Source organism: Citrobacter sp. Cpo089 (genome assembly GCF_030332695.1).
GTDB lineage: Bacteria > Pseudomonadota > Gammaproteobacteria > Enterobacterales > Enterobacteriaceae > Citrobacter > Citrobacter portucalensis.
Genome location: NZ_JAOWHJ010000028.1, coordinates 97,026 through 119,248 on the forward strand (window position 1 = coordinate 97,026; position 22,223 = coordinate 119,248).

The 22,223-nt window shown below is 53.9% G+C and carries 21 protein-coding genes and 1 pseudogene; 7 read left to right on the plus strand and 15 right to left on the minus strand.

Translation table 11 applies throughout. The features are described from left to right. Positions 1-15 precede the first annotated feature (15 nt). On the plus strand, positions 16-1,044 hold the full coding sequence (gene galR / locus OGX92_RS04275) for an HTH-type transcriptional regulator GalR (RefSeq protein ID WP_003033945.1): 1,029 nt from the start codon (positions 16-18) through the stop codon (positions 1,042-1,044). Positions 1,045-1,057: 13 nt separating this feature from the next. Beyond that, positions 1,058-2,068 carry a LacI family DNA-binding transcriptional regulator gene (locus OGX92_RS04280; RefSeq protein WP_181510309.1) on the plus strand — a complete coding sequence of 337 codons (1,011 nt, stop codon included), beginning with the start codon at positions 1,058-1,060 and terminating at the stop codon, positions 2,066-2,068. Between the two features lie 80 nt (positions 2,069-2,148). Here OGX92_RS04280 and lysA read toward each other — a convergent pair whose 3' ends face one another. Next, complete coding sequence (gene lysA / locus OGX92_RS04285; protein ID WP_126956633.1) at positions 2,149-3,405, minus strand: diaminopimelate decarboxylase; 1,257 nt, start codon at positions 3,403-3,405, stop codon at positions 2,149-2,151. Between the two features lie 118 nt (positions 3,406-3,523). On the opposite strand from lysA, the gene OGX92_RS04290 reads away from it, so the two are divergent. Then, complete coding sequence (locus tag OGX92_RS04290; protein ID WP_008785717.1) at positions 3,524-4,459, plus strand: LysR family transcriptional regulator; 936 nt, start codon at positions 3,524-3,526, stop codon at positions 4,457-4,459. Here the strand turns inward: OGX92_RS04290 and OGX92_RS04295 are convergent. Next, positions 4,431-5,138, minus strand: a complete 708-nt coding sequence (locus OGX92_RS04295; RefSeq protein WP_063940932.1) for an aspartate/glutamate racemase — start codon at positions 5,136-5,138, stop codon at positions 4,431-4,433. The genes OGX92_RS04290 and OGX92_RS04295 overlap by 29 nt on opposite strands. Before the next feature lie 141 nt (positions 5,139-5,279). Between OGX92_RS04295 and OGX92_RS04300 the strand changes: the two genes are divergently transcribed. After that, on the plus strand, positions 5,280-5,606 hold the full coding sequence (locus tag OGX92_RS04300; protein ID WP_003825583.1) for a cupin domain-containing protein: 327 nt from the start codon (positions 5,280-5,282) through the stop codon (positions 5,604-5,606). Between the two features lie 106 nt (positions 5,607-5,712). Here OGX92_RS04300 and araE read toward each other — a convergent pair whose 3' ends face one another. The 5 genes from araE to OGX92_RS04325 form a co-directional block, all read right to left on the minus strand. Then, entirely contained in the window at positions 5,713-7,131 is a 1,419-nt protein-coding gene (araE, locus tag OGX92_RS04305; protein ID WP_286586275.1) for an arabinose-proton symporter AraE, read from the minus strand. A 315-nt stretch (positions 7,132-7,446) separates the two neighbouring features. Then, a complete protein-coding gene (kduD, locus tag OGX92_RS04310) occupies positions 7,447-8,208 on the minus strand; it encodes a 2-dehydro-3-deoxy-D-gluconate 5-dehydrogenase KduD (RefSeq protein WP_003033923.1) in 762 nt (253 codons plus the stop codon). A 57-nt stretch (positions 8,209-8,265) separates the two neighbouring features. After that, a complete protein-coding gene (gene kduI, locus OGX92_RS04315) occupies positions 8,266-9,102 on the minus strand; it encodes a 5-dehydro-4-deoxy-D-glucuronate isomerase (RefSeq protein WP_003825578.1) in 837 nt (278 codons plus the stop codon). 484 nt (positions 9,103-9,586) lie between these two features. Then, positions 9,587-10,765 carry an acetyl-CoA C-acetyltransferase gene (locus tag OGX92_RS04320; RefSeq protein ID WP_003825576.1) on the minus strand — a complete coding sequence of 393 codons (1,179 nt, stop codon included), beginning with the start codon at positions 10,763-10,765 and terminating at the stop codon, positions 9,587-9,589. A 102-nt stretch (positions 10,766-10,867) separates the two neighbouring features. Further along, a complete protein-coding gene (locus OGX92_RS04325; RefSeq protein WP_003825574.1) occupies positions 10,868-11,752 on the minus strand; it encodes a LysR family transcriptional regulator in 885 nt (294 codons plus the stop codon). Positions 11,753-11,853: 101 nt separating this feature from the next. Here OGX92_RS04325 and OGX92_RS04330 point away from each other — a divergent pair, with 101 nt between their 5' ends. Together OGX92_RS04330 and OGX92_RS04335 are read left to right on the plus strand one after the other, a co-directional pair. Further along, positions 11,854-12,309 carry a multidrug/biocide efflux PACE transporter gene (locus OGX92_RS04330; protein WP_008785723.1) on the plus strand — a complete coding sequence of 152 codons (456 nt, stop codon included), beginning with the start codon at positions 11,854-11,856 and terminating at the stop codon, positions 12,307-12,309. A 142-nt stretch (positions 12,310-12,451) separates the two neighbouring features. Further along, complete coding sequence (locus OGX92_RS04335; protein ID WP_003825569.1) at positions 12,452-13,681, plus strand: amino acid permease; 1,230 nt, start codon at positions 12,452-12,454, stop codon at positions 13,679-13,681. A 52-nt stretch (positions 13,682-13,733) separates the two neighbouring features. Here the strand turns inward: OGX92_RS04335 and rcnR are convergent, their stop codons facing one another. Next, entirely contained in the window at positions 13,734-14,006 is a 273-nt protein-coding gene (rcnR, locus tag OGX92_RS04340) for a Ni(II)/Co(II)-binding transcriptional repressor RcnR (protein ID WP_003825567.1), read from the minus strand. A gap of 120 nt (positions 14,007-14,126) precedes the next feature. On the opposite strand from rcnR, the gene OGX92_RS04345 reads away from it, so the two are divergent. Next, complete coding sequence (locus tag OGX92_RS04345) at positions 14,127-15,017, plus strand: nickel/cobalt efflux protein RcnA (RefSeq protein WP_286586272.1); 891 nt, start codon at positions 14,127-14,129, stop codon at positions 15,015-15,017. Positions 15,018-15,062: 45 nt separating this feature from the next. Here the strand turns inward: OGX92_RS04345 and OGX92_RS04350 are convergent, their stop codons facing one another. The 7 genes and pseudogenes from OGX92_RS04350 to OGX92_RS04380 form a co-directional block, all read right to left on the minus strand. Next, entirely contained in the window at positions 15,063-16,445 is a 1,383-nt protein-coding gene (locus OGX92_RS04350; protein ID WP_286586273.1) for an amidohydrolase family protein, read from the minus strand. Positions 16,446-16,457: 12 nt separating this feature from the next. Beyond that, positions 16,458-17,408 (minus strand): carbamate kinase family protein, encoded by a 951-nt coding sequence (locus OGX92_RS04355; protein ID WP_286586274.1) that lies wholly within the window; start codon positions 17,406-17,408, stop codon positions 16,458-16,460. A gap of 26 nt (positions 17,409-17,434) precedes the next feature. After that, a complete protein-coding gene (locus tag OGX92_RS04360; protein WP_003825560.1) occupies positions 17,435-18,985 on the minus strand; it encodes a hypothetical protein in 1,551 nt (516 codons plus the stop codon). Between the two features lie 117 nt (positions 18,986-19,102). Next, the gene (locus tag OGX92_RS04365) at positions 19,103-20,521 is read right to left on the minus strand and encodes a YlbE family protein (protein WP_063940925.1); all 1,419 of its coding nucleotides are present in this window, start codon (positions 20,519-20,521) and stop codon (positions 19,103-19,105) included. Further along, a complete protein-coding gene (gene fdrA, locus OGX92_RS04370) occupies positions 20,521-22,068 on the minus strand; it encodes an acyl-CoA synthetase FdrA (protein WP_126317448.1) in 1,548 nt (515 codons plus the stop codon). Before fdrA ends, OGX92_RS04365 begins: the two co-directional genes overlap by 1 nt. Continuing rightward, positions 22,046-22,144: pseudogene (locus OGX92_RS04375) on the minus strand (oxamate carbamoyltransferase subunit AllH family protein); the annotation flags it as partial. The gene fdrA and the pseudogene OGX92_RS04375, both read right to left, overlap by 23 nt. Positions 22,145-22,160: 16 nt before the next feature. Further along, positions 22,161-22,223 (minus strand): IS1 family transposase (locus tag OGX92_RS04380; protein ID WP_071603212.1); only part of this gene is annotated, 63 nt, incomplete at its 5' end.

The window sequence follows — 22,223 nt, forward strand, 5'->3', positions numbered from 1 at the left end:
ACAACAGGTACTATCATGGCGACCATAAAGGATGTAGCCCGACTAGCTGGTGTATCAGTCGCCACCGTTTCTCGAGTGATCAATGATTCCCCTAAAGCCAGCGAAGCATCGCGCCTGGCCGTAACAAGTGCAATGGAATCACTCAGCTACCACCCCAACGCCAATGCGCGTGCGCTGGCACAACAATCCACAGAGACCATCGGTCTGGTGGTGGGAGATGTGTCCGATCCATTCTTTGGGGCAATGGTTAAAGCTGTCGAGCAGGTGGCCTATAACACCGGTAATTTTTTACTGATTGGTAACGGCTACCATAACGAACAGAAGGAACGACAGGCGATTGAACAGCTCATTCGCCACCGCTGCGCAGCCCTTGTTGTCCACGCAAAAATTATCCCGGATGCTGAGCTGGCATCACTCATGAAGCAAATCCCCGGCATGGTATTGATTAACCGAATTCTGCCGGGATTCGAACAACGCTGCGTTGCCCTTGATGACCGTTTCGGCGCCTGGCTCGCGACCCGACACCTCATTCAACAAGGCCATACGCGCATTGGCTATCTGTGCTCCAATCACACGATTTCAGATGCGGAAGATCGTCTGCAAGGCTATTACGACGCGCTGGCAGAGAGCAATATTCCTGTCAGCGATCGCCTGGTAACGTTTGGTGAACCGGATGAAAGCGGCGGTGAACAGGCTATGACCGAGTTACTTGGCCGTGGCAAAAACTTCACTGCGGTAGCCTGCTACAACGACTCAATGGCGGCTGGTGCCATGGGGGTATTGAATGATAACGGCATTGATGTGCCGGGAGAAATCTCGCTGATTGGTTTTGATGATGTGCTGGTTTCCCGCTACGTGCGCCCGCGTTTGACCACGGTGCGCTACCCGATCGTGACGATGGCAACCCAGGCTGCCGAACTGGCGCTCGCGCTGGCGGAGAAGCGTCCCGTGCCTGAAATTACCCACGTTTTTAACCCAACTCTGGTGCGTCGCCATTCCGTTTCGACGCTGACAGAGCCGGGGAATTCATCGTCAAACGATTAACCAGGATAGCGTTATGACTACGATGTTGGACGTTTCACGACACGCAGGCGTCTCAAAAGCGACCGTTTCGCGCGTACTGAATGGCACGGGTCAGGTAAAAGAGAGCACGCGCCAGAAAGTGTTTAAGGCCATGCAGGCACTTGATTATCGGCCTAATTTTTTAGCGCGCTCTTTGGCAAACCGCACCAGCAACAGCATTGGTCTGGTAGTTTCCACATTTGATGGATTCTACTTTGGCCGCCTGCTGCAACAGGCTTCACGCCAGACGGAATCTCACGGCAAGCAGTTGATCGTCACCGACGGCCACGACACACCAGAGCGTGAGCAGGAAGCCGTGCAAATGCTGGCGGACAGGCAGTGCGACGCCATTATTCTCTATACCCGCTATATGAGTGAAAAGGCGATTATGTCGTTGATGAACAGCATTGCTATGCCCTTGCTGGTCATCAACCGTGATGTCAGCCAGGCCCGCGATCGCGCAATTTTCTTTGAACAGGAAGACGCGGCCTATCAGGCGGTCAATTATCTGATCTCCCAGGGCCATAGCGATATTGCTTGTATCACTGTGCCAGGCCATACGCCTACCGGTAAATCCCGCCTGATGGGGTATCGTAAGGCGCTGGAAAAAAACGGTATTCCCTGGGATCCCGATAAGGTCAAATACGGCGACTCCACGATGACGCGAGGCTATGAGGCCTGCCGTGAACTGCTGGAGGAAGGGGTGAAATTTAGCGCCCTGTTCGCCTGTAACGATGACATGGCATTAGGCGCATCAAAAGCGTTACATCAGGCCGGGCTGAGGATCCCAACGGACGTCTCACTGTTTGGTTTTGATGATGCGCCCAGCGCCAAATGGCTGGAGCCGGGGCTGTCTACCGTTTATCTACCGATTGATACCATGATAACCACGGCAATCGACCAGGCTATTCGGCTGGCCAACGGCGAGAGCGTCGAGCCAATCCCACCGTTTACCGGCAAACTGGTACTACGTGATTCGGTGACGACGGGGCCGTATTACAAATAACGTGCCGGATGGCGGCGCAAGCGCCTTATCCGGCCTACATCCCCGTAGGCCCGATAAGCGCAGCGCCATCGGGCATTCCCTCAGATTAGCTCCAGCGCTAACAGCTCATCAATGGTCTGGCGACGGCGAATTAGCCGCGCCACGCCGTTATCGAACAAAACCTCCGGCAGCAGCGGGCGGCTATTGTAGTTTGACGACATTGACGCGCCGTACGCCCCGGTATCATGCAGCACCAGATAATCGCCCGGCACCACCGCAGGCAACAGTCGGGTTTCCACATTTCCGCCCTCCTGCTGGGTAAACACATCGCCAGATTCGCACAGCGGCCCGGCTACCACGGTTTCCCGTTGCGGGGTGTGTTCCAGAGAGCGACCATCCCCTGCCAGCGCTGAGATATGGTGATAACTACCGTACATGGCCGGGCGCATTAGATCGTTGAAGCCCGCATCGATCAGCACAAAGTGGCGGCTACCCATCTCTTTTACGCTACGTACCTGCGCCACTAACACACCGGCTTCCGCGACCAGAAAACGACCCGGCTCTATCTCAAGTGCGACCGGGTGGCCCAGGTGTTTAGCAATCTGTTCACGCGCAGCGTTCCACAATCCAAAGTAGTGATCGGTATCGATCGCCTCTTCCCCTTCGCGATACGGGATTGATAAACCACCGCCCGCGGAGATCGCCTCCAGATCCTGACCAAATTCAACCACCTGGCGCACCATTGCGCCGCACACCTGCTCCAGATGGCCGTAGTCTACGCCGGAGCCGATATGCATATGAATCCCCACCAGCTTCAGCTTATAGCGCTGAATCACCTCCAGCGCCGCGGGAAGATCGCTATACCAGATCCCGTGCTTGCTGTTTTCACCGCCGGTATTGGTTTTCTGGCTGTGCCCATGTCCAAAGCCAGGGTTTACGCGTAGCCACACGCGATGGCCCGGCGAGACCTGGCCCAGTTGTTCCAGCATATCCACCGACCCGGCATTTACCGGAATGCTCAATTCATGCACCCGCGCGAGCGTCGCTTCATCAATCATATCGGCGGTAAAGACGATTTCATCTTTCCCCGGTACGAAGCCTGCCGCCAGCGCACGTTCAATTTCGCCAAGCGAGACGGAATCAACCTTCACGCCCTGCTCGCGCATCAGGCGCAAAATATGAATATTCGAACATGCCTTTTGGGCGAAACGCACCACGTCAAACTGACTCAATTTGGCAATCTGCGCGCGGATAATCTGAGCATCATAGACCCACACCGGGCAGCCGAATTCGGCAGGCAGGCGCAGCAGGTTGTCGGCGGTCAGGTCAGTGTCAGTACTATTGAGTGGGCGTGGCATGGTGTGCTCCGATATTGGCTTTTTTATGATTACGCCACAGCCCGAAAAGAATAAAAAATATCGTTTTATCGTGAGTCTATGCAAAAATGATATGGATTGATTCATTCGAGGATTGCCCATGCCCGCCGTTAACCTGCGACACATCGAAATTTTTCACGCCATCATGACGGCAGGCAATCTGACAGAAGCCGCGCGCATGCTACATACCTCGCAGCCCACCGTCAGCCGGGAACTGGCCCGATTCGAGAAAGTGCTGGGATTAACGCTGTTTGAACGCACGCGTGGCCGACTGCACCCAACCGTGCAAGGGTTACGTCTGTTTGAAGAGGTGCAACGTTCGTGGTATGGCCTTGATAGAATTGTGAGCGCCGCCGAAAGCCTGCGTGAGTTTCGCCAGGGCGAATTGTCGATTGTTTGCCTGCCGGTATTCTCACAGTCTTTTTTACCGCCGCTGCTGCAGCCATTCCTCGCACGCTATCCACAGGTCAATATTCAGATAGTGCCGCAGGAGTCACCGCTGCTGGAAGAGTGGCTGTCGGCGCAGCGCCACGATCTGGGGTTAACGGAAACGCTGCATACGCCTGCCGGAACGAAACGCACCGAATTGCTGGCGCTGGATGAAGTGTGCGTGCTGCCGCAGGGCCATCCGCTGACTAAGAAAGCGGTGTTAACGCCGCAGGATTTTCAGGGAGAAAACTACATCAGCCTGTCGCGCACCGACAGCTACCGTCAGCTACTGGATACACTGTTTAATGAGCACCAGGTGAAGCGCCGCATGGTGATTGAAACCCATAGCGCTGCTTCAATTTGTGCAATGGTGCGGGCGGGCGTTGGGATCTCGGTGGTAAACCCACTGACGGCGCTGGATTACGCCAGCAGCGGAGTCGTTATCCGCCGCTTCAGTATTTCGGTACCCTTTACAGTCAGCCTGATTCACCCACTTCATCGCCCCGCCTCGGCGCTGGTTGATGCTTTTACGGCACATCTGCAGGCCCATCTACCGAGGCTTATTGACCCGCTGGAGGCTATTTTGCATCCGCAGCCGAAAGCATAAACGCCACCGCATCTTGCGCATGGATTGCCGCGGTGTCGAAAACCGGTAGTGGGCTTAGCTCGGTGGGAACCAGCAGACCAATCTCGGTACAGCCAAAGATCACCCCTTGCGCCCCCTGTTTCGCCAGTTGGTCGATGACGCCCAGGTAATAATCGCGGGAAGCCTCGCTGAATTCACCGAGACACAGCTCGTCGAAAATAATCTGGTTTATTTTCTGACGATCATCAGCTTCAGGGATCAGCGTGCTAATGCCAAATTCAGTCTGTAAACGCCCGCGGTAAAAATCCTGCTCCATGGTGTAACGCGTACCCAGTAGCGCCACGTTGCTCATTTGCTGCTTTTGTATCGCCCGCCCCGTCGCGTCGGCAATATGCAGAAACGGCACATCACAGGCGCTTTCAATCGCCTCAGCAACTTTGTGCATGGTGTTGGTACACAGCACAATTCCTTGCGCCCCGGCTTGCTGTAGCCCTATGGCGGCCTGCGCGAGGATCTCACCGGCTCGCTGCCAGTCACCGCTTGACTGACAGGCTTCAATCTCGTGAAAATCCACGCTGTGCAACAGAATCTGTGCCGAATGCAGTCCACCCAGACGCTGTTTTACCCCTTCATTAATGAGTCGATAATAAGGAATGGTAGATTCCCAGCTCATACCGCCTAACAGACCGATCGTTTTCATCATTTCCCCTGACTCGTTGTTGTCTCTCCAGTGAACCAAAGATGTGATCAACTTTCCACATCTGTTGGCGTGCATTTCTTTTTTTAATTTTCTGATATAGCTTTAATGAAACGTTGTTTTAATTAATTACAGGAAGGCCGGATGTTTATTTTTCATAAAGAGACCACGCTTGACGATCTGGGCAATGGCGTTACCCGGCGCATTCTTGCTCACGGCGGTAACATGATGGCGGTTGAGGTGAACTTCGAGCAAGGCGCAATCGGCCCGATGCACAATCATCCGCACGAGCAGTTGACTTACGTGTTGTCCGGTGAGTTTGAATTTACCATTGGCGAAGAGAAACATATCGTTAGGGCGGGCGATACCCTGTATAAACAGCCCAACATTATGCATGGCTGCGTCTGCTTAAAACCGGGAACGCTGCTGGATACCTTTACCCCAATTCGCGAAGATTTTCTGCACGGGTAAGGCGCTAATTAAAAAAACCGGGTCGCGTTGACGCTTTCCCGGCCTATAAGAGACTCCACTCGCAGGCCGGATAAGGCTGAACCGCCATCCGGCATGCTTATCTGACTTACACCCCAATATCTCTTAACTTCTCGCCAGCCATCAGCTTACGTTCGATATGCTCCAGCGTGACGTTTTTGGTTTCTGGAATCAGCCAGAACGTAATACCAATAAATACGACGTTCAGCGCAGTATAGAGCCAGAACGTACCGGCGGCGCCAATGCTGTCGAGCAGCGTCAGGAACGTTGCGCCAATAATCATGTTCGACACCCAGTTGGTGGTGGTGGAGCAGGTAATACCAAAATCACGGCATTTCAGCGGCTGAATTTCCGAACACAGGATCCACACCACCGGCGCGGCGCTCATCGCATAGCCTGCAATACACATCATCGTCATGCCAACTGACAGCCAGGATAGCCCACTGGAAGCCGTGCCGTTATCAAACTGCATCAGACAATAACCAAGCACCAGTGTCCCGATGGCCATTACGCTGAAACCAATTTTCAGCGCCGGTTTACGTCCTGCTTTGTCGACCGTGAAGACGGCAATAAAGGTGGCGAACATAAACGTTAAGCCAACTACCAGCGTGGCAATCATCTGCTGCTCTGTGGTGGTAAAACCCGCCATTTTAAAAATGCGCGGCGCGTAATACATGATGATGTTCATCCCGGTGAACTGCTGCATCGCCTGCAGTAACATTCCAAGGAAAACCGCGCGACGCACGTTACGGTTAATTTTAAACAGCGCCCAACCACCCTGCTTCAGCTTCAGGCTTTCACGGATTTCGTTCAGCTCATCGCGGGCTTTTTCTGACGTATCGCGCAACATGCGCAGTACTTCTTCAGCTTCGATGTGGCGACCTTTCTCCGCTAGCCAGCGCGGGCTGTTGGGCAAGAAAACAACCAGAATAATCAGCAATACAGCCGGAAGCGCCAGCACGCCAAGCATAGCGCGCCAGTTACCGCTGTAGCTGAACGCGGTATCGGACAAAAAGGCCAGAACGATACCCAGCGTCACCATCAGCTGATACATACTGATCATCTTGCCACGCACGTTTTCGCTGGCCATTTCGGAGAGATAGAGCGGTGCGGTGTAAGACGCGATCCCCACCGCTACGCCCAGCACCACGCGGGCAAAAATGAGCATTTCTACGCTGGAGGCAAACGCCGAGCCCAGAGATCCGACGACGAAAAGGATCGCGCCCGCCATCAGGCTGTATTTGCGCCCCAGGCGGAATGACAACCAACCGTTAAACAGCGCACCAATTGCCGCACCCAGCATCATGCTGCTTACCACCCACTCCTGCAGGCGGCTGGTCAACACAAAGTGATCGGTGATAAAAGGCAACGCGCCAGCAATCACGCCAATATCCAGGCCGAATAACAACCCTGCGACAGCCGCAGAGATAGAAACAAACATATTCATACGTCGCGTATCGCGCGCTGGGCGCGGCGCTAAAGCAGCATCATTATTTATTGAGACCATTTTTTCCTGCCAGATACAGAGTAACCATGCCATTGAAAGTAAGGGATCCCTTGCAGGAAGCGTCAGGCGGGAAACGGCAAAAACATGGATTAAATAGCTACACCACATGGTTATGTGATGGATATTCCAATTTTAAAATTTACCGACAATCACTCAATTAAATTTAACTAATTGATATTAAAGAATATTAAAAACAATAAATTTATACGTATGAAATTTAATATGGAATAATTTATAACCACAATATGGATTTTAATGATCCGAATATAAAAAAACCCTGCCAGAGGGCAGGGTTTAACGGTTCTAGAAAGCGAATTAACGTGCCAGCCAGCCGCCATCTACTGCAACGGTATAGCCGTTGATATAGTCAGATGCGCTGGACGCCAGGAACACGACAGGCCCCATAAGATCGCTCGGCAGACCCCAACGACCCGCCGGAATACGATCGAGGATTTCTGCGCTACGTTGCTCATCAGCTCGCAGCTGTTGAGTGTTATTCGTCGCCATGTAACCCGGTGCAATCGCGTTGACGTTGATGTTATGTTTTGCCCACTCGTTCGCCATCAGACGGGTAACGCCCATTACGCCGCTTTTAGACGCGGTGTAAGACGGCACGCGGATCCCGCCCTGGAAGGAAAGCATAGAGGCGATGTTGATAATTTTGCCGCCGTTACCCTGAGCGATAAAGTGCTTCGCCGCGGCCTGAGACATAAAGAACACGCTCTTAATGTTCAGGTTCATCACGTCATCCCAGTCTTTTTCGCTGAAGTCGATCGCATCGTCACGACGGATAAGACCCGCGTTGTTGACCAGAATATCGATATGGCCGAATTCTGCCACTGCGCGCTCCAGCAGCGCCGGAATACCATCGATTTGACGCAGATCGGCGGTCAGGCTTAAAAAACGGCGGCCCAGTGCGGTCACGCGTTCGATGGTTTCTGTCGGTTCAACAATGTTGATACCGACGATATCGCAACCTGCTTCAGCCAGACCAAGCGCCATACCCTGACCCAAACCTGTGTCACAACCGGTCACAACGGCGACTTTACCTTCAAGAGAGAATGCATTCAAAATCATTGTAAATCCTTAATTTTTTATAATGCCCACCGCAGCAGGCACGGCTGTCGCCCGCAACTAGCGCAGATCTTTTACTGCAACATGGTCCATATCATCAAAGACCTGGTTTTCGCCGACCATGCCCCAAATGAACGTATAAGCTTTTGTGCCGACACCGGAGTGAATAGACCAGCTTGGAGAAATCACCGCCTGCTCGTTGTGCATCACAATATGACGCGTTTCCTGAGGCTGACCCATCATGTGGAAGACGCAGGTATCTTCTTCCATATTGAAGTAGAAATAGACTTCCATACGACGTTCATGGGTATGACACGGCATGGTGTTCCACAGGTTACCCGGTGCCAGTTCAGTCAGACCCATGCTCAACTGGCAGGTTTCCAGAACATCCGGCACAAAGTATTTGTTGATGGTGCGACGATTGCTGGTGAGGTTATCGCCCAATGTCACTGGCGCAACGTCTGCAGGCGTGACTTTCTTAGTTGGGTAAGTCGAGTGTGCCGGCGCGCAGTTGTAGTAAAATTTCGCCGGTTTCGCCGCATCAATACTGGCGAAGACCACTTCTTTTGCCCCTTTTCCGACGTACAGCGCGTCGCGATGACCAATTTCATAGCACTGGCCGTCAACGGTAATCGTGCCCGGGCCGCCGATATTGATCACACCCAGCTCACGACGTTCGAGAAAATAGGTTACGCCCAGCTGTTTGCCGACTTCGCCACCCACAGAGACGGTTTTGGCCACTGGCATAATGCCGCCAACAATGATGCGGTCGATGTGGCTGTAGACCATGGTGTATTCATCTGCGACAAACACTTCTTCGACCAAAAACTCATTACGCAGCCCCTGAGTGTCCAGGGTTTTCGCATGCGCACTATGGATACTTTGTCTTACGTCCACATTTACCTCCAGTGATAAATTGACCGTGAATGCTTAAACGAATAGCAAAACGCTGTTCCGTTTTATCTTATGCGCTCATGATATCCCTCCCTGAATGTGTTTTCAATTATAACTAAAACGATGTTTCACTTTTTCCGCATCTTATTATCAAAAGTGTAAGTGCGATCACGCTAGCGCATATAAATCGCAAAATTTGTTTCAATAAAATCATTTAAAACAATTAGATAGATAAAAACACAAAAAAGCAGATCATTAGTGGCAGGGATAAGATATTGAAAATACAGCCAGGCTCATACGTCATTCACACACCTTTTCTAACAAAGTGCGCTATCAATCACATGAAATGAAACAACGTTTTGATATGTTGGTAGGGTTTAGAGTGTATGTTTCTGTAACTGGCCTTGCCCTCCTGTTGGAGGGCTTTTTTATAGATGCAGGAGAAAATCATCAGAAAAGGCGTTTAAGCAGAGAAATCGAAGGGAAATTAGTCTCGTTCGATAGCGAGCGCCACCCCCTGACCGCCGCCGATACACAGCGTTGCCAGTCCTTTGTGCGCCCGACGCTTCACCATTTCATGTACCAGTGAAACCAGAATTCGGCAACCAGATGCGCCAATCGGATGGCCGAGCGCAATGGCCCCGCCGTTCACATTTACCCGCCGTTCATCCCACTCCAGCATTTTCCCAACGGATAATGCCTGCGCGGCGAAGGCTTCATTAGCTTCGATAAGATCAACATCAGCCAGTTGCCAGCCCACACGCTCAAGGCAGCGGCGCGTTGCATACACTGGCGCAATCCCCATGAGCGCGGGATCGACCCCGACGCTGGCAAAGGCGCGAATACGGGCCAACACAGGTAAGTTCAGTTCCTGCGCCTTGGCCTCACTCATCATCATCACCGCAGCGGCGCCATCGTTGATGGATGACGCGTTACCCGCCGTTACCGAACCGAGCCTGTCAAAGGTAGGATCCAGACGCGCCAGCCCCTCGGCGCTGGCATCGGTACGCGGTTGTTCGTCGGTGTCCACCACGAACGATTGCCCGTTACGCAGCGTTACCACCGGCACGATTTCATCTTTAAAACGTCCGGCATCAATTGCCATCCGCGCTTTGTGCTGCGAGTGCAGCGCGTAGGCATCCTGCAATTCTCGGCTGATTCCGTATTCTCGCGCCAGGTTTTCCGCGGTAACGCCCATGTGATAATCGTTGAAGGCATCCCACAGACCGTCATGTACCAGGCTGTCGACCAGTTGGCTGTTCCCCAGCTGTGCGCCAGTGCGGCTATCGGTAAGGACATGCGGTGCACGGCTCATATTCTCTTGTCCGCCCGCAATCACAATGTCGGCTTCGCCACACTGGATAGCCTGGGTCGCCAGATGCAGCGCTTTCAGACCCGAGCCACAGACATCGTTAATGGTGATGGCGGAAACGGTATTGGGTAGCCCACCATTGATGGCAGACTGACGCGCCGGGTTCTGCCCGGCACCTGCGGTAAGCACCTGTCCGAGGATCACTTCATCCACAGCGTGAACGTCCACGCCCGTGCGTTCCAGTAACGCCTTGACCACCATGCTGCCTAACTCAACGGCAGAGTGGCGCGCCAGCGTCCCCTGGAAGCAGCCAATCGGTGTCCTTAATGCCCCGACGATCACAACCTCTTTCATCACTACCTCAGCGCAAAATAACACCGCAATAGTAGATGATTGTTAAAAATAGTTATCAAGGTTGTTTAAAAACGGTGATTTTTATCACAAAGGAAATTCGTATCACTTATTGGTCATCTGAACGCCACTCTGCTGCAAATGGTCACGCAACCAGCTTCCTGCCACACCAGGCGGTGATTTCTTATTCCACAACAGATCGATAGAGATAGCCTTTGGCCAGCCGGGCAGTTGTAATTGAACCAGTGGTTTTTCTGCCGCAAACTCCTCCACCAACGCACAAGGGAGCGCGCACCAGCCAAATCCCTGAACAGCCATACTCAGCAATAACAGATAGTTAGGAGCAGACCAGACGGGACCGCGCGCCACGTTGGTGCCGCTTTCCAGATAGGTATTCAGACGCAGCTCGCGCCAGGTGTGGAGTTGCTCCCACTGCAGTTTTTCTTGAGCCGCGAGCGGATGCGACGCTGCAACGTATAATCCCATCCAGGTTTGCATCGGCAGACGCGTAACACCCATGTCGGTCGGGTAATCTTCCCGCGCTTCGATCAACCCCACCTGTGCGCGTCCTTTTTGCAGCAGATCGATCACGTCTTCATCTTCGCCAATCAGGCATTCAAACTCGGTATGGGGAAACTTGCGATCAAACTGCACCATCAACTCTTCCAGCACATCCGGATGCAGCGTGTCAGACAGCACAAAGGTCAGACGCGCCTCAGTTTCACCCGACAGCGAGATCGCCGCCTCATCGAGACGTTCGCTGGCCGTCAGAATAGCCTGCACATAACCCAACACCCGCTTACCTTCTTCGGTCAGCGTTGGCTGGCGGGATGAGCGGTCAAACAGTGCAAAACCAAGATCGGCTTCCAGATGCGCAATGGCCGTACTGATAGTGGACTGGCTTTTACGCAGCCGCCGGGCCGCCGCAGAAAATGAACCGCAGGAAACGGTCTCCACAAATGCCGTTAATGCTTCAGGAGAATAACGCATGAGCTATCTACTTTATCGATGGATACTATCTTTTAGATATCACATAAAACGATAAAATTGCCACCATTCCGTTATCCGGGCATCAAAGAAGGTTTTAGGTTATGCAACACGATACTGTCCAACGCCGCTCGTTAGTTGAGCGTATTTTTCATGCCGTCTGCTTTGAAGGCATTGCCACCGCGATCCTCGCACCGACCACCGCATGGTTGATGCAGCGCTCGGTGCTGGAAATGGGCGGACTGACCATTCTTCTCGCCACTACAGCGATGATCTGGAATATCATTTATAACGCCCTGTTTGACCGTCTGTGGCCGTCGCACCTGGTAAAACGTACGGCGAAAGTGCGAGCATTTCACGCCTTAGGTTTTGAGAGCGGTTTTATTGTGATCGGGGTGAGCATCGTGGCGTATGTGCTAAACGTCAGCCTGGTTCAGGCATTCACGCTGGAAATAGGTTTCTTCTTGTTCTTCCTGCCGTACACCATGTTCTATAACTGGGCTTATGACACGTTACGCGAGCGCGTTATGAAGCGCCGCCAGCAGCGCGTTACTGCCTGATAATTAAAATAATAGTCGGAATCTTCTCGGTTCCGGCTATTGTCCCATTCACTCGCCCGCTTGTTCACATCTCCCCCAGCCCCTGCCATTTGTGGTAAATTGCGCTTCTTTTTGTTTATTTTATAGTTGATACGTTCAAATAATGTCGAAATTTTGGTCAAAAGAAGAGACTCTCTGGAGCTTCGCACTATATGGGACTGCCGTCGGCGCAGGAACCCTCTTCCTCCCCATACAGCTGGGTTCTGCAGGCGCGGTGGTATTGTTTATCACCGCTCTCGTCGCCTGGCCTTTAACCTACTGGCCGCACAAGGCGCTGTGCCAGTTTATCCTGTCCTCAAAAACGTCGGCTGGTGAAGGGATCACTGGCGCAGTTACTCACTACTACGGCAAGAAGATTGGCAGCCTGATCACCACCCTCTATTTTATTGCCTTCTTTGTGGTGGTGCTGATTTACGCCGTAGCGATAACCAATTCACTCACTGAACAGCTGGCAAAACATATCACTATCGATCTGCGGATCCGCATGCTGGTCAGCTTTGGCGTGGTGCTGGTGCTGAACCTGATTTTTCTGATGGGCCGACAAGCCACTATTCGGGTCATGGGCTTTTTGGTGTTCCCGCTCATCGCGTACTTTTTGTTCCTTTCGCTCTACCTGACCGGAAGCTGGCAGCCAACGCTACTCACCGGCCAGATGTCTTTCGATCAGCACACGCTTCATCAGGTTTGGATATCTATTCCCGTGATGGTTTTCGCTTTTAGCCATACGCCAATTATCTCTACGTTCGCCATCGACAGACGAGAGAAATACGGCGAGCAGGCCATGGGTAAATGCAAAAAAATCATGAAGGTAGCCTACGTCATCATCTGCCTGAGCGTACTGTTTTTCGTCTTCAGCTGTTTGCTTTCGATTCCGACAAACTATATCGAAGACGCGAAAAATGAAGGCGTGACGATTCTTTCCGCGCTGTCGATGATGCCAAACGCGCCGGCATGGCTGTCGATTTCCGGGATCATCGTTGCCGTCGTAGCGATGTCAAAATCGTTCCTCGGCACCTACTTTGGCGTGATTGAAGGGGCAACGGAGGTAGTAAAAACGTCGTTGCATCAGGTGGGTGTGAAGAAAAGCCGGGCCTTTAACCGCGCTCTGTCCATCATGCTGGTCTCGGCTATCACGTTTATCATTTGCTGCATTAATCCTAATGCCATTTCAATGATTTACGCGATAAGCGGCCCGCTGATTGCCATGATTCTGTTTATCATGCCGACATTGTCTACCTATCTGATCCCGGCGCTGAAGCCGTACCGTTCAGTGGGTAATCTGATCACTCTGATTGTCGGTCTGCTGTGCGTATCTGTGATGTTTTTTGGCTAGAACGTGTTGTTTAACGGCTCATTCCAGTAAGCGGATGAGCCGTTAAACTGACTTATTTGATGTACGAATCCAGCACTTTCAGGACCACATCCAAATCCTCTTCGCGCTTAATTTCATCGCCCTGATGCACAATGTGCTCGGTCAGATGACCTTTAATCACTTCACGCATTAATCCGTTTACTGCCCCGCGGATCGCCGCTATTTGCTGCAATACCGCCGCGCATTCATGCGGTTCATCCAGCATGGTTTTCAACGCCGCTACCTGCCCCTGAATCTTGCTGGTTCGGGCTTTCAGCTTTTGTTTGTCGCGGATCGTATGTGACATAACTTTACCTTTTTAACGTCTGGCTGTAGGGACAATACCATCGACATTCTACTGGGGGGTAGTATTTGATACTGGGGGGGAGTAGAATCAGGCGAAATTAAACAACTAAGAATCATTCTCATGGGTGAGTTTTCTACGCTTCTTCAGCAAGGTAACGCCTGGTTTTTCATTCCCAGCGCGATTCTACTGGGTGTGTTACACGGCCTGGAGCCGGGGCATTCCAAGACGATGATGGCGGCCTTTATTATTGCCATTAAGGGGACCATCAAACAGGCGGTGATGCTGGGGCTGGCTGCAACGCTGTCGCATACCGCCGTAGTTTGGTTGATTGTGCTCGGTGGCATGTATATCAGCAAAGCGTTTACCGCCCAGGCCGTTGAGCCCTGGCTGCAATTTGTCTCGGCGATAATTATTCTCGGGACCGCATTCTGGATGTTCTGGCGAACCTGGCAGGGAGAGCAGAACTGGCTGGCCCAGACGCATCACGACCACGATCACGGGCATCACCACCACCATGATCATGACGACCATCATCATGACCACGATGACGATCATCACCATCACCATCACGAACACGAGCATAATCACGACCATGCCGCACTGGCAGGACTCACCGAAGGCTCGAAAGAGTATCAGGATGCCCACGAACGGGCGCATGCCACCGATATTCAGCGCCGCTTTGCGGGCAAAGAGGTCACCAACGGCCAAATATTATTGTTCGGTCTGACCGGCGGGCTTATCCCGTGTCCAGCCGCCATTACGGTGCTGCTGATTTGCATCCAGCTCAAAGCCTTCACGCTGGGTGCCACCATGGTGCTGTGCTTTAGCCTCGGGCTGGCACTGACGCTGGTAACGGTGGGCGTGGGAGCGGCAATCAGCGTGCAGCAGGCGGCCAAACGCTGGAGCGGATTTAACACGATGGCACGCAAAGCCCCCTATTTTTCCAGTGTGCTCATTGCGATGGTCGGTTTATATATGGGGATTCACGGCTATATGGGGATCGTCGGTTAACACTAAGAGAGCGCAGCAGCGATTGCCGCTGCGCGTAAAACCAGGCTAGCTTTCGACATTGCCCCACACCTGTTGCCCTTTATGGAAGGTCGCGGTGCGTGGGGAAATTCGCGCGACCGCTTCCGCCGAACAGGAGGCATCCACCAGCACAAAGCTGGCTTCATCCTGCGCTTTCGGCCAAACGCGCTCACCTTTTTTGTTAAGCGGCAACACATCGCCGGTGGCGAGGAACAACGCCCGCGACAGGTTGAGTTCGTTGGGGCGAATATAGAGCTGCGCGTACAGATTTGCCTTTTCCAGCATGTCGCCCAGCCCGTACGGCGACCAGTGATCAATTACGCTGTCGGTTCCGGTAATCACTTCCACGCCTTTATCGCGCAGCTGCTTGAGCGGCATGTGCAAGGTACCGATCGGCACCGTCGAGGCAATGGTAATCTGCTGCGTCGCCATGCGGCCCGCCAACGTGTCTACCTGCTGTTCGTTCAACGTTGCCAGTGCAAACGCGTGGCTGATGGTCAGTTTGCCCTTTAACTGCGGCGTTTTCTCCACCGTTTCCACCATGTAATTCACCGCCGCCACGCCTGCCGGACTGGTTTCATGCAGATGGATATCTACGCCTTTATCGTAATCCAGCGCAATCTGGAACATGGTGTCGAGGGATTTTTCCATCGCCCCATCGACGCTGGTTGGGTCCAGACCGCCGACGTAATGCGCTCCCGCCTGCATCGCTTCGCGCATCAGCGGTTCAGATTTTGATAACAGCAGGCCATGCTGCGGAAATGCCACGATTTCACAGGCAAAACCCGGCTGACGACGCGCCAGTACCGCCTGCAGGTTTTCGAGGTTTTTCAGCCCGGAAACCGGTTCTATGTTGCAGTGGCTGCGGGCGATCGAGGTGCCTTTTGATTGCAGCAGATCGATCAGCTTTTCTGCGCGCTCCTGCGTATAAGGCTGGAGTTCAGGCAGCAGCTTTTGTTCCAGGCGGATCATATCCTGAATAGTGGTGCCAGCCGGGCGGTTCAGCGAACGCCAGGGACCGCCGTAAAAGGTTTTATCCAAATGGATGTGCATGTCGCGCATGGCGGGCAGCATCAGCTTTCCACCCGCATCGTAGTGCGGCAGCGTCGCATCCGGATGCTGCTTATTCTCGCGCAGCGCAACGATTTTTTCGTCCTGGATTTCAACGGTTTGCAGCGCGGTACGGGTATGCACCACCACTGAGTTTTCGTAATCAAAGCCCGCTTCCAGCAGGACGTTATCCAGGTAATAGTGTTTATCGTTAATCGTCATTGTGCTCTTCGACCCGCAGGTGTTCCCGACAGGATTAGCAGCATACGCGACCGGAGCGACCGCGCCAAACAGCGCGGCAGCGGTCACCATTTTTCCGCTCTGGCTTAAAAATTCACGGCGGCTGTTACTTTCCTTCATTCACGTCTCCTCTCAGGAATGGACAATATGGGTGCCCGTTTCGCCGCGCAGTGCGGCAGGCAGGCATTCCGGCGTGGTGATGATCACTCGTTTACCGCCACGCTCCAGAAACGTCAGGCTGGCAACGATCTTGGGTAACATGCTGCCAGGCGGGAAATGTCCCTCCTGCATGTAACGGGTCATCGTTGCAACATCCACCGTATCCAGCGCCTGCTGGTTGGGTTTGCCAAAATGGATACAAACCTGCTCGACGCCGGTGGTGATCACCAGAATGTCGGCGCGGATCTCCTGTGCCAGCAGCGCCGTGGAGAGATCTTTATCAATCACCGCGTCCACGCTCTGGTAATCCCCTTGCTCGCTACGCACCACCGGGATCCCGCCGCCGCCCGCGCCAATCACCACAAAGCCTTGCTGGGTCAGCGTTTTGATCGCCTCCGCCTCGACAATGCGCTTCGGTTGTGGAGAGGCGACTACCCGACGGTAGCCGCGCCCCGAATCCTCAACAAAGCGCCAGCCCGGATTGACCCGCTGCAGTTCATCACGCTGCGCTTCGCTAAAGAACGCCCCGATGGGCTTGGTCGGATTAGCGAAGCCCGGATCGTTTTTGTCGACCTCCACTTGCGTTACTACCGTAACTGCCTTCTGCTCACCGCGCCGCGCCAGGCGGTTATTCAGCGCCTGTTGGATCAGATAACCGATACCGCCCTGCGTATCGGCAACGCAGTTTGCCAGCGGGGTAAGCGGCAGCCCTTCACGCTCGTGCGCGATTTCCGCACGCCGCAGATCCAGCCCTACCTGTGGCCCGTTACCGTGCGTCAGCACAATGTTGTAGTCCGATGCCAGCATCTCCAGCACCGTATCCGCTACCGCTTTCACCGCTTCAGCCTGGTGTTCAATCGACTGGCTGGCGTTATCTTTGATAATGCTGTTGCCGCCAATGGCAACGACCACAAGTTCTTTCATAGTGTTATCTTCCGCTTGCAGGCAATTCAGGTCGTTTTCGTCGGTTCCTGCTCAGGCGCAGTCACCGCTTCACGGCTATCAAGAACATGCTTGAGGACAAACATGCCGCTCATCATCAGGTAGGCCACAACAAACATCATCGAGCTGCCTTCCGCAAAGCCAACCGCAGGGGAGTGAATCACGCCAAACAGCGATAACAGCGCGCCAAAGGCTGCGGCAATCGCGCCGCGCAGCGGCTTGTTCATAATGGCGAAGATAGCGACGCAGCCCCACAGCATGCTGGCCAGCGGTGCGCCGCTTCCCAGATGCACCAGTCCGTCGTAATAGACACCTTTGCTGTGCAGCAAGTCGCTACCCAGTTTCCCCGCGGATGTTCCGGCAGCGCCCATCACGCTGTTGACGATGGTCAATGCCCAGTTGGCAATCCACGGGAAAAGACAGATGAAGATGACGGGAACCTCGACTTTAGGCGTTTCTCGCACCACCTGGTTGGCAGTCACCACGCCGATAAACACCAGAATCGGCACTATCGCGGTCATCGGAATAATGGCGAGCATAAACGCCCCCAGCCCAAACAGCGGCACCAGGAACATGGTGATGCCTGAAGCGAGGGTATAGCCGATGCTGGCGCCCATCGCTTTCCAGCCCGCATGCCCAACATATACGGTCACCGGGAACGGGTTACCCAGCATGCAGCCGAGCATGGAAGCAAAGCCGTTCGCCATCATGACCTTACGGGTGTTGTACTCATCGCCCGCCGCGTGCGCACTTTCAATGTTCTCAAGGTCAAAAATATAGTTCGCCAGGCCCAAAGGAACTGCAGAAGCCAGATACGGTAGTGCGTGCGGTAAACCTTGCAGGAAGCTGTCGACATGAATTTCCGGCGGGTTGAAGCCAAAGGAAGACATCGACGCTTTAATGGCTTCCGGGCTTTGTAAACCGGAGATCCATGCCAGGGCCGTACCGGCAATCAGCAGCAGCAAACCGGTAGGAATACGAGCAAAAATCGGCTTCTTACCGAACCAGTTAATGAAGATCAGCAACAGGACGATGAAAGAGACGGTCGGCGCTTCGAATGCCTGCAGCATCGGGTTCATCGCCAGCAGCAACAGCCCCAGGCCGGACAGACAAGAAAGCAGTACCGTACGTGGGATCATCTTGCGGATGGTCTCGCCCAGGAAGGAGCCACCGACCAGGATCAACGCTTCGACAAAGCACCACACCAGGGCTATCTGGATAGCGAAGTTGGCATCTTTGGTTTGCTGATAAACCGGCATCAGCACCAGGAAGGTCACGGTGAAGATTGACGGTGCACTTGGTCCGGACGGCAGCGCCGTTACGTCGTTACGCCCGGTGTGCTTTGCCATCTGCAGGCCAAACCAGGCGTAGCAGACGCTGGCCACCAGCACCGCCAGACCAAAGGCAGGCGCAATGCGACCATAGACAATTTCGGTAGGGATCCCGACGACAAAAATGAGTAGTCCCATCATTGTCAGCAGGTTAGTCAGGTTGTTGGTCATCAGCCCAAAGTAAGCCGCCCAGTCACCACGTTTCCATTCTAGTTTTATGCTGTTCATGGAATATCCTTAACAGGTTAAGCATCGTTTGCGATCGCGGAGATCGCCCAGCCCTGCAGGTAAGCAACGTTTTTCGCTTCGCTACTGTGGGGCTAACCGCGTTAGCCCCGGTTATTGTTATTGGCAGTAGCGGTCGCGCCAGTTGAGGATCGCCTTTTCAAAACAGGCGAACGGCGGGTGAACTATTCCGGCGCCGATCATGCCGATCCCCGCGTCTTTGTGCGCAATAGCGGTGTTGATCACCGGCAGAATGCCAGTGCTGCCTACGCGCGTAATATCGATAGCGGTCGGTACGCCCATAAAACCAAGCAGCGGAATGGTGACGTTGGGGTTTTCGCCGAGAGTGATTTCACGCATCTGGCGAGAGAAATCAACGGCCTCTTCGACCGTACCGCCCACCAGCGCTACGATGGCCGGTGCCGTCGCCATAGCGAAACCGCCAATGCCGTAGGTTTCGGTGATCGCGCTATCGCCGATATCACGTCCGGAATCTTCCGGCTTATAGCCCGCAAACATCGGCCCAATCACCTGCTGCGCCGGACCGGTAAACCACTGGCCCGGTAAACCGCTAATGCGCAGACCGAACTCAACGCCGTTGCGCGCCATCGTCGTCACCACGGTGCTGTATTCAATACCGTGCGCAGCGTCCATTGCGGCTTTACACATCGCCATCCAGGTCGGTCCGGAGAAGTAATCACTACTAAGGACGAACTCGAACACCTCACGTTGCTGCTCAACCGGATAACCGGTCTGAATAATCCACGGCGTCAGCGCCTGAATCAGCAGCGCCGTCCCGGCGTTGTTGCGGTTATGGCACTCATCACCCATGTGCAGCGCCTGCGCCAGCATCAGACGCAGATCGATTTCGCCCGCCAGCTTCATAGCGTCGCGCAGCATCGGTCCCAGCACATCGCGCATCCAGTGCAATCGATCGATAACGCTCTGATCGTTCGCGCCCATGCGCAGGATCTTCGCCATCTGCTCGCTCATATTGGTATATGCGCGGTTGCCATAGGTTTTGTTCTCGACGATGTGCATAAACATCGATGCCGATGTCACGCCCGCCATCGAGCCGACACAGTCATGCTCGTGGCACGGAGAGAAGATGATTTCACCCGAGGCGGCCAGTTCCGCGGCTTCATCCAGATCTTTCGCCAGCCCTTCAAAGACCAGCGCCCCGGTTACCGCCCCCTTCATTGCGCCGCACATTTTTTCCCAGCGGATTGGCGGCCCGGCGTGCAGGATGGTGTTACGGGTCATGCCCGGCACGACGTTGATCGCCTGGTCATAGCCAATCAGCACCGGATGCGACTGGATAATACGTTCCAGCGCCTGCTGGTTAGCGGCCGCGATTTTGTCTGCCAGCGGCGAATCGGCAATGTCGTCCAGCGCGGCCACGACCTGCATGTTGCCCTGCCCCGGCGGCGTCCAGTCGAGCTGGGTCACCGGTATGTTCTGCTTTTTCAGGTCATCGCTGAACATTGCGATGCCAACGTTAATCACGTTCAGCGGCTGGTTAAACAGTGTCTGGCTCATCAGGCTTCCTCCCCTTTACAGATAAATTCACGCGCCAGCAATCCGGTGTTGGTGCTACTGCTCGCCCAGATAACCCCGGCGTCGGTCAGCATCTGACACTGTTTTTCCAGCGACGGCGTATCAAGATCGGTTCCCAGCACATAGCCGAGGATCTCAAGCGGACGACCGTCTGCGGCGGCGATCGCTTTGGCTTCAACGATCGCATCGAGCATCACGCCAACCGGATCTTCATGCGATCCAAATCCAAGGACGAAGTCCATCACGATCACGCCAACTTCAGGATCGCGCGCTTCCTGTAACAGACGACTAATGCGGTTGGTGGGATCGATCATCGGGTGCGGTTTGCCGTTGGTAAAATCGTCATCACCGAAATCCAGGAAGGTATGCGCCACGCTGCCGTTGAGATCTTTCAGGCGGAACGCCGGATCCGGATGAATGTTGCTGTAAACTTCGGCATGTTTTTCCATGGCAGCAAACATCGCCTCATCGCACAACGTGCCGCCACAGAACAAGCCACGGATGTACTTTTGCTGTGGAGTCAGACGGGCGCGAACCTCTTCAATCAGCGGCCAGTTGAGCGGATGCAGATCCAGACTCTCTTTTTTCACGCCGGTCAGCAGTACCGCTTTCAGCGCCGCCTCTTTAGTACCGCGGGCAAACTGCAGGCCTTTTTCATCCGCAGGCGCGGCTTCACGTCCGAGGAAACACACCACCACGGGCTTATGACAGGCGCGTGCACGTTCCAGCACCTTGTGCGCCACCGCTGGCGCAGGCGGTTTGGAGATAAGTGCGATGATCTCAGTTTGCGGATCGGCCTCCAGCATGCCAATCGCGTCAAGCATCATCAGGCCGCCAATCTTTTCACTCAGATCGCGTCCACCTGTGCCAATTAGCTGGGAAATCCCGCCGCCAAATTCGTGAATGCGTACGCTCAGCTCCTGACTGCCGGTACCGGAGGCACCAATAATTCCGATGTTGCCGCGACGCACCGCGTTGCCAAAACACAGCGCCGCACCGTTAATGATGGCGGTTCCGCAATCTGGCCCCATCATTAACAGCCCTTTTTCATGCGCCAGCTGCTTAAGCGCCAGCTCGTCCTCAAGAGAGACGTTGTCAGAGAACAGCATCACATTGAGGTTATTTTGCAGCGCCTGACGCGCTTCACGCGCGGCAAACAGGCCATTGACCGAGATCACCGCCAGATTGCTGTCAGGAACATGCTTCTTCGCGCTGGCAAGCGTGGCATAGTGCGCTTCATGCTGGCCACCCTGCTCTTTATGCGTAAACAGATCGTCAATCGCCACCAGCGTCTGGTCGTTCGCCGCCTCGCTGGCACCTTTAATGACAATCATCAGATCGCCACTTTTCGCCTCTTCCAGCTCAGGCGTCAGCAGGCCGAGATTCTTCAGCACGCCCTTATTCATTTCTGTCGCCATAGCCACGAATGCCTGCTCAACGCCATCGAGCTTATTTGCGCGCGTAGAGATAGACATCAGTGAGACAGAATCAAAATACGTGTTCTTTTTAACAACTATCCTGATCGACATAATTCCCTCCGGACCTGTGGCTCAGGGCGCAGGCATCCGCCATGCCATACAGCATGTCGCAGCCAGAACTTGAGCCAGGTAATGACTCCAACTTATTGATAGTGTTTTATGTTCAGATAATGCCCGATGACTTTGTCATGCAGCTCCACCGATTT

Bases quoted from the DNA above. Each gene is read 5' to 3' on its own strand.
- OGX92_RS04360 (WP_003825560.1), bottom strand. From the start codon at position 18,985: ATGAACAGCATAAAACTAGAATGGAAACGTGGTGACTGGGCGGCTTAC.
- OGX92_RS04280 (WP_181510309.1), top strand. From the start codon at position 1,058: ATGACTACGATGTTGGACGTTTCACGACACGCAGGCGTCTCAAAAGCG.
- galR (WP_003033945.1), top strand. From the start codon at position 16: ATGGCGACCATAAAGGATGTAGCCCGACTAGCTGGTGTATCAGTCGCC.
- OGX92_RS04320 (WP_003825576.1), bottom strand. From the start codon at position 10,765: ATGAAAGAGGTTGTGATCGTCGGGGCATTAAGGACACCGATTGGCTGC.
- lysA (WP_126956633.1), bottom strand. From the start codon at position 3,405: ATGCCACGCCCACTCAATAGTACTGACACTGACCTGACCGCCGACAAC.
- OGX92_RS04345 (WP_286586272.1), top strand. From the start codon at position 14,127: ATGGGTGAGTTTTCTACGCTTCTTCAGCAAGGTAACGCCTGGTTTTTC.
- OGX92_RS04325 (WP_003825574.1), bottom strand. From the start codon at position 11,752: ATGCGTTATTCTCCTGAAGCATTAACGGCATTTGTGGAGACCGTTTCC.
- OGX92_RS04365 (WP_063940925.1), bottom strand. From the start codon at position 20,521: ATGAGCCAGACACTGTTTAACCAGCCGCTGAACGTGATTAACGTTGGC.
- fdrA (WP_126317448.1), bottom strand. From the start codon at position 22,068: ATGTCGATCAGGATAGTTGTTAAAAAGAACACGTATTTTGATTCTGTC.
- rcnR (WP_003825567.1), bottom strand. From the start codon at position 14,006: ATGTCACATACGATCCGCGACAAACAAAAGCTGAAAGCCCGAACCAGC.
- OGX92_RS04295 (WP_063940932.1), bottom strand. From the start codon at position 5,138: ATGAAAACGATCGGTCTGTTAGGCGGTATGAGCTGGGAATCTACCATT.
- OGX92_RS04335 (WP_003825569.1), top strand. From the start codon at position 12,452: ATGTCGAAATTTTGGTCAAAAGAAGAGACTCTCTGGAGCTTCGCACTA.
- OGX92_RS04300 (WP_003825583.1), top strand. From the start codon at position 5,280: ATGTTTATTTTTCATAAAGAGACCACGCTTGACGATCTGGGCAATGGC.
- OGX92_RS04330 (WP_008785723.1), top strand. From the start codon at position 11,854: ATGCAACACGATACTGTCCAACGCCGCTCGTTAGTTGAGCGTATTTTT.
- kduD (WP_003033923.1), bottom strand. From the start codon at position 8,208: ATGATTTTGAATGCATTCTCTCTTGAAGGTAAAGTCGCCGTTGTGACC.
- OGX92_RS04355 (WP_286586274.1), bottom strand. From the start codon at position 17,408: ATGAAAGAACTTGTGGTCGTTGCCATTGGCGGCAACAGCATTATCAAA.
- OGX92_RS04290 (WP_008785717.1), top strand. From the start codon at position 3,524: ATGCCCGCCGTTAACCTGCGACACATCGAAATTTTTCACGCCATCATG.
- araE (WP_286586275.1), bottom strand. From the start codon at position 7,131: ATGGTCTCAATAAATAATGATGCTGCTTTAGCGCCGCGCCCAGCGCGC.
- OGX92_RS04350 (WP_286586273.1), bottom strand. From the start codon at position 16,445: ATGAAGGAAAGTAACAGCCGCCGTGAATTTTTAAGCCAGAGCGGAAAA.